At 44.4% G+C, this 5,929-nt stretch carries 6 protein-coding genes and 1 tRNA gene; 3 read left to right on the top strand and 4 right to left on the bottom strand.

Going from position 1 to position 5,929, the window contains the following annotated elements; all coding sequences use genetic code 11:
- Positions 1-913, bottom strand: a 913-nt coding sequence (locus B2089_RS09700) for a hypothetical protein (protein WP_296687047.1), incomplete at its 3' end; no start/stop codon positions are given.
- A 130-nt stretch (positions 914-1,043) separates the two neighbouring features.
- Between B2089_RS09700 and B2089_RS09695 the strand changes: the two genes are divergently transcribed.
- The 3 genes from B2089_RS09695 to B2089_RS09685 all read left to right on the top strand — a co-directional run bounded on the left by B2089_RS09695 (position 1,044) and on the right by B2089_RS09685 (position 2,375).
- Positions 1,044-1,193 carry a hypothetical protein gene (locus B2089_RS09695; protein ID WP_296687045.1) on the top strand — a complete coding sequence of 50 codons (150 nt, stop codon included), beginning with the start codon at positions 1,044-1,046 and terminating at the stop codon, positions 1,191-1,193.
- A 95-nt stretch (positions 1,194-1,288) separates the two neighbouring features.
- Positions 1,289-1,531 (top strand): hypothetical protein, encoded by a 243-nt coding sequence (locus B2089_RS09690; protein ID WP_296687043.1) that lies wholly within the window; start codon positions 1,289-1,291, stop codon positions 1,529-1,531.
- A 13-nt stretch (positions 1,532-1,544) separates the two neighbouring features.
- Positions 1,545-2,375 carry a viperin family antiviral radical SAM protein gene (locus B2089_RS09685; protein ID WP_296687040.1) on the top strand — a complete coding sequence of 277 codons (831 nt, stop codon included), beginning with the start codon at positions 1,545-1,547 and terminating at the stop codon, positions 2,373-2,375.
- Between the two features lie 17 nt (positions 2,376-2,392).
- On the opposite strand, the gene B2089_RS09680 is transcribed toward B2089_RS09685, so the two are convergent.
- The 3 genes from B2089_RS09680 to B2089_RS09670 all read right to left on the bottom strand — a co-directional run bounded on the left by B2089_RS09680 (position 2,393) and on the right by B2089_RS09670 (position 5,628).
- A complete protein-coding gene (locus B2089_RS09680; RefSeq protein WP_296687038.1) occupies positions 2,393-3,661 on the bottom strand; it encodes a deoxyguanosinetriphosphate triphosphohydrolase family protein in 1,269 nt (422 codons plus the stop codon).
- A gap of 183 nt (positions 3,662-3,844) precedes the next feature.
- Positions 3,845-5,242: an MATE family efflux transporter gene (locus B2089_RS09675; protein WP_296687035.1), complete on the bottom strand. Its 1,398-nt coding sequence runs from the start codon at positions 5,240-5,242 to the stop codon at positions 3,845-3,847.
- A gap of 313 nt (positions 5,243-5,555) precedes the next feature.
- Positions 5,556-5,628, bottom strand: a tRNA-Thr gene (locus B2089_RS09670).
- Positions 5,629-5,929 lie beyond the last annotated feature (301 nt).

The raw sequence follows: 5,929 nt of genomic DNA, 5'->3' as shown, positions 1-5,929 counted from the left end.
TTTGCTGTTCTCCTCCGAATAAAAGAGTTGAATAAGATTGGTAGGATTGTGCAAGCTGCTCTGTAACTATAGAAAAATCAGAAGTTGCATTTGCAAAAAAGTCCAAGTCGCTTTTTATCTTTTCAAAATCGCCCTCCTGCAACTCAAAATGATTTTGAAAAGAAGTCCTTATATTGTTAAGAAAATATACAAGAACAAAATCTGCTTGCAGTTCTGTCGGGCAATATTTCAAAATAAAACAAAATCGCTTCCAGGTTGGATTTTTATTTTTCTTATAAGCCGATTCAATCGTATCTCGAAAAGAAGATATTTTTTGACCTTGTTTTTCATCATTACTATTTTCATTGTCAAAAGTCTGTTGTAAACCTTCGATATATTTTGTTAATGACGGTAAATGTGTTTTTTGAATCAGAATGTCAAATAAAGTTTTATATGACAAATCTTTTGAAAGATATGCGCGAAGTTTTGATTGAACATTTTTCTGTTCGAACTCTCTGCAATACTTAGGAATCGCAATCAGATTTATCGCTTGATTTATGCTGAACAAAGCATAATTTCTGCTTTCCAATTCTGCAACTAATCCGCCGAGTTTTTCTTTTTTCATTTCGTTGTAGAAATTATCGCAAAACTGAAACAGACATTTTTTTATAAATTTTGGAAAGCTGTAAATGTTTTCGAGTTTTTCAAGAAATTCTTTTGCATAGTTAAATATTTCATTTTCATCAGTTTTATAAACTTCATATAAATTTGAAGATTCTTTGCATAAGCGATTCCAACTTTTTTGAATCCGCTCTTTATCATTTTTATTGAAATCAGGGATTTTTGATGCGCTTATTTCTAACAATACATCATCGCCGACACAATCCCGAATAAATGCTGTTAATTCGCCAAGTTTCGCATATCCGTGCAACATTTTTATATGATTTTCTCCAAAATAAAAAGTGTCTGAAAAATCTCGGTGTTTTCAAATGACCTTTATTTTATCATAAAAAACGTAAATGGGAATTTATATTCTCAAATTTTAATTTCAAGGAGGGCACAAGATGCCAAACAACACCAAACCAATCACACCCGCGAACAACGCGGTCAACATGCAGAACGCCAACAAGGGAACAGCCGGCACGAACCGCCAGTACGACCAGAACCAGGGCAACCGCGGTAAGCAGCTGAATCCTAATCATAAAGGAAAATAACAGGCCGCAAAATCGGAGAGAATTTATCAAATTTCTTGCGGTAAAATGTCAATTTTTCTAAAGAAATCGCACTAATTATACAAGAGGAGAAAATTATGTCTCAAAAAGATTTTAGGAATGAACTCAAACGAATTTTCACAGACTACAAAAGGATTACACCGCAGATTGAATCGGGCTTACAGAAACTCGGAATTTTAATCGGGCGGAAGAAAAATCATGTAGTCCTGTTTGTCTCAAATGAAAGGGGAAGACATTCTGTTTCAATCAGCGCGACAGGCAGCGATAAAAGGGAAGGTCTGAACATTGTGAGTAAAATAGCTCGTCTGAAATTCTGTTAAGCCGGAGGAAAGCATGGAAATATCACAGATGAAAAACTTGAAAGTCAACTATCATCTTCTTGAAGCCTGTAATTTTGGATGTAAATTCTGTTTTGCGCGATATGCTCAAAAATCCTTTCTTTCTTTTGAACACATGAAAAATGTTGTTGAGAAAGTCGCCGCAAGCGGAATATTCAAAGGAATCAATTTTGCTGGTGGTGAGCCATTTTTGATTGAGCAATTGCCTGAACTGATTGACTTTGCGAAAAAAAGCGGGCTTGAAACGAGCGTAATCACGAACGGCTCTCTTCTTACGAATGAGATTTTGGATTTTGTTTTACCGAATCTTGACTGCATAGGAATTTCCTTTCATTCAATTTGTGACGAGACAAAGAAAAAAATCGGTTCATGCTCGAATAACGGCACTGTTCTCACGAACGAAAGGCTTTTTGATATCTGCCAATATATCCGTGAACATTCTGACTGCAAAATCAAGTTGAATACAGTTGTCAACTCGTACAACAAAAATGAGCTGATTTCAGGTTTTGTAAAAAATCTTTGCCTTGACCGATGGAAAATTCTTCGCTGCCAGTCTTTCGCTTGCAATGACGACATGCTCGTAAACGATAAAGAATGGAGCGATTTTTGTCTAAGAAACGGCGATGTTGATACAGCAGTTTTTGAAGACAACATGAAAGACACTTACATTATGATAAATCCTGCAGGCTTTTTGATAAAACAGAGTCCTGATGGAAAAAGTTATGCTCCCATCGGCTCTGTGCTTGAATCAGATATGAAAGAATTGCTTTTGCAGCATCCGCTTCATATTGATGAATACAAAATGCGTTACAAGAAAACGGCTTAGTGGGTGGAAGCCTCAAGTTAAAAACTAATCACTTCGGTGAAGCACTCTATTGCAAATTCGTCGGTGAAGCCTGAGATGAATTCAATCACGCACTTTTTGTAGCTTTCGTTGTCGAAGATGTCGAAGACGGCGGAAGTCTCGTAGTTCAGGGGCTTTTTCTGATTGGTTTTCTCGGCATAGTTGGTGTAGTGAAGAAGCCACTTTGAGAATTCCTCTCCAAGCCGGGGATAGCTGCTTAAATGAAGCTCCACCGTGCCTTTCTGCACATAGATTTGGGCGCGCATGAGGGTGTTGAAAATCGTTTCAAGGACATTCCGGGCGTATTTCTGGAATTCCACCAGTCGCCAGTGATTGTAAATGTTGGCATAACTGAACCGCTTAAGCTCTGTGATGAAGTGAAAGTAACTTTCAGAAAAGAAAAGGCCTTCACTGGGATTAGAATTTTCGCACAAATCAACAATCATGTCGTTTATAAGGACGCTGGGGTTCACAGCCCGCCCGCTCCTGTGAGAGAGAGTCTTGCCGTTTTTTGTCATTCCCAGAGTTTCGGTGACGATTTCCCTGAGCTGGCGGTAACTTCCCATGTCAAGAAGGTGATAAGCCCTGGCATCCTGAATGTCACGACCCAAAAAAGCGATTTTATCGCTGATTTTTACGACGCAGCCTTCCCAGGTAAAGGGCTGAACAAGGCCCGGCCGCTTGATGTCGTAAAGATTGATTGCCTCTTCCCGGGGCCTTACTCCCTGCTGGTCAATTTCACCGCAATGGCAGATAAGTCCGTCTCGAACTGCATAAGTGAGGTTGAGCGGCCGCTTGATTCCGTTGGGGTCGTCAAGGGTTTCGATAAAATCTGCGAAGAAAAGTGAATTGCGCTCGTGCCAGAATTTTTTGGGAGCGTTGGCTCCTTCTTTTTTTCCAAGAAAGTCGTTTAAGATGTCCTCGCCTGAGTGGCCGAAAGGAGCGTGGCCGATGTCATGCCCGATTGCGATTGCCTGAGTCAAATCCTGATTGAGGCCAAGATATTTTGCGATTGTGGAAGCCACCGAAGCTACATGAAGGACATGTTCCATCCTAGTGCAGACATGGTCATTGTGAGGAGCAAAAAAGACCTGAGTCTTATGTTTGAGGCGGCTGTAAGCCTGACAGTGAAGAAGGCGGGTGTAGTCGCGCTCAAACTCGGAGCGGATCCCGTTCCCGCGAGAATAAATTGGGATTTCACGGCTGATTGCCTTTTCGTACTTGCTGCTTAAACAATCGCATTTTACGGACTCGAAAGAATTCTGCATGAAAGGATTTTACCACAGTTTAAGTGAATTGAAAATGCGCCAGGCTATGGAGCAGCCGCGAAGCGGGCCACTGGACTGAACGAACGAAAGTGAGCGAGGGAAGCGGCTGACCGTTAGGGAACTGCGGAACAGCCGACCTGCTTCCCTGAGCGAAGCCGAAGGGAAGCAGGTGGCGCCCATCTTTTAACTTTTCAGCTTCCTAAAAAATCTCACCGTAAAGGGCACGGCAAAAAGGGCGGCGAGGAAATCACAGACCATTTGCGTCATCTGAACGCCGAGAATCGCCTCTGCTCCGAAAAATTTCACCACATGGGGAAGGATGAAAATGCAGGGAATGAACAAAAGCCCCTGCCGCATGGAAGAAAGGAAAGAGGCGCTCTTTTTTTCGCCCGCGACTTGAAGGAGCATGTTTGTTCCGAAAATCAGGGAGTGAAAGGGCATTACGGCCGACTGCATCCGCAGGGCCAAAGCACCCACCGCCACCACAGCGTCATCGTCACGGAAAAGGCGCACGATTTCTGGAGCAAAAATAAAGACCACGAGAGCCGAAAGAGTCATCACGCTGGCACTGACCTTCACCAAAAATGAATAAGCCTGCTTTACCCGCTCAAGTCTCCCCGCTCCGTAGTTGATTCCGCAAACCGGCTGAAAGCCCTGCCCCAGCCCGATTGCAATGGAAAGCAGCAATTTGTCCACACGGTTGGTAATTGCCATGCCAGCCACAGCCGCATCCGCCGCCAGAACAGAGGTCGCCGCAAGGGAAAGGGTAATGGCTCCGTAGCGGGCCGCCTGCTTGTTCAAAAAAATGCCTGAAAGGGCGCCCATGCCCTGGCGGAAAAATGAAGGCAGGCCCGTGGTGATGATGTCGCCGTAAGTCCTGGGATTTTTTGAGATGTGGCGAAGGGCAAGCTCGGCCAGGGATTTTTTTCTGATGAACATTGAAAGCAGGATGGAAAAGCTGACAATCTGGCTGATAAGGGTTGCAATGGCCGCCCCGGAAATTCCCATATTGAAGACAAAAATGAAAAGAGGGTCAAGAATCATGTTGAGGATTCCGCCGGAAATCATTCCAATCATGGAGACCGCCGCCCGTCCCTGAAAGCGGAGAAGATTGTTCATGGCAAAGGAAGTGATGATGAACGGCGCGCCGAAAAGGATGTATTTCGCATAATCCATGGCGTAGGGCAGAATCGTGGGAGTTGAGCCCAGGTGAAGGACTATGCTGCGCTTGAAAATCGTTCCCACGACGGTAAAAATCACGCCCACAGTAAAAGCCGTGAAAATCGCCGTGGAGCAAATCGAATTCGCCTTGCCAAAATCTTCTTTTCCAAGGGCACGGCTGGTGATGCTGCCGCTTCCCATGCCGATTGTAAATGCCACGGCCTGCATCAGGAACATAAGGGAAAAAATCACGCCCACAGCCCCGCTGGCCGAAGTTCCCAGCTGAGAGACAAAAAAAGTGTCGGCGGTGTTGTAAATTGCCGTCACCATCATGGTTATAATGGTAGGAATCGCGTTTTTGAGAATGAGCGGTCCCACCGGCTCCGTAAGCATTTTTTGAAGGCGGTCGTGATTTTGCATGAAGATTATTATAGAAGAAAACAGGATTTTTACCAATCGGGAAAGTAGGTGTAATAAAGATGAAAATTTGGCGGCTCCCCGCTTTTAGCGGGTCGGGCTTTTCGCCCTTCGCTCACGCTCATAGCCTTACGGCTACTTCGGGGCTACAATCCCTAGCCGACTATCGGTACGAAGCTGCCGAAGGCTCTGAACCAAGGCCTCCGGGGCCGCCTTTTCGCCTGACGGCGCGCTCACTCCGGAGATTGGTTCAAGGAATTGATTTCGGATGAATTTCTCGCAAATAAAAAAATCCTGTGTTTTCACAGGATTCTATAGCCGACTATCGGACTTGAACCAATCACCTGCGCGTTACGAGGGCGCTGCTCTACCGGATGAGCTAAGTCGGCAAATGAATTTTTCGACTTAGCGGAGAGACTCCAAACATCTGCGCGTTACGAGTGAGCGACCGCACGCTTGCTACGGTCGCATCTACCAGATGAGCTAAGTCGGCAAATGAATTTTTCGACTTAGCGGAGAGACTCCAATCACCTGCGCGTTACGAGTGAACGACCGCACGCTTGCTACGGTCGCATCTACCAGATGAGCTAAGTCGGCAGGACGGCTAGAAATAGCCGTCTTAATGAAGAAAATTATATCATTTTTTCTCGGTGATTGTAAAGACCATTGTCCGTTCCAAATACATTTAGG

Source organism: Treponema sp. UBA3813, assembly GCA_002368605.1.
In the GTDB taxonomy this organism is placed as follows: domain Bacteria; phylum Spirochaetota; class Spirochaetia; order Treponematales; family Treponemataceae; genus Treponema_D.
This window is presented reverse-complemented; position numbering and strand designations above follow the sequence as displayed.

Excerpts from the sequence above, each read along its gene's own strand:
- B2089_RS09690 (WP_296687043.1), top strand. The coding sequence starts at position 1,289 with ATGTCTCAAAAAGATTTTAGGAATGAACTCAAACGAATTTTCACAGAC.
- B2089_RS09695 (WP_296687045.1), top strand. The coding sequence starts at position 1,044 with ATGCCAAACAACACCAAACCAATCACACCCGCGAACAACGCGGTCAAC.
- B2089_RS09685 (WP_296687040.1), top strand. The coding sequence starts at position 1,545 with ATGGAAATATCACAGATGAAAAACTTGAAAGTCAACTATCATCTTCTT.
- B2089_RS09680 (WP_296687038.1), bottom strand. The coding sequence starts at position 3,661 with ATGCAGAATTCTTTCGAGTCCGTAAAATGCGATTGTTTAAGCAGCAAG.
- B2089_RS09675 (WP_296687035.1), bottom strand. The coding sequence starts at position 5,242 with ATGCAAAATCACGACCGCCTTCAAAAAATGCTTACGGAGCCGGTGGGA.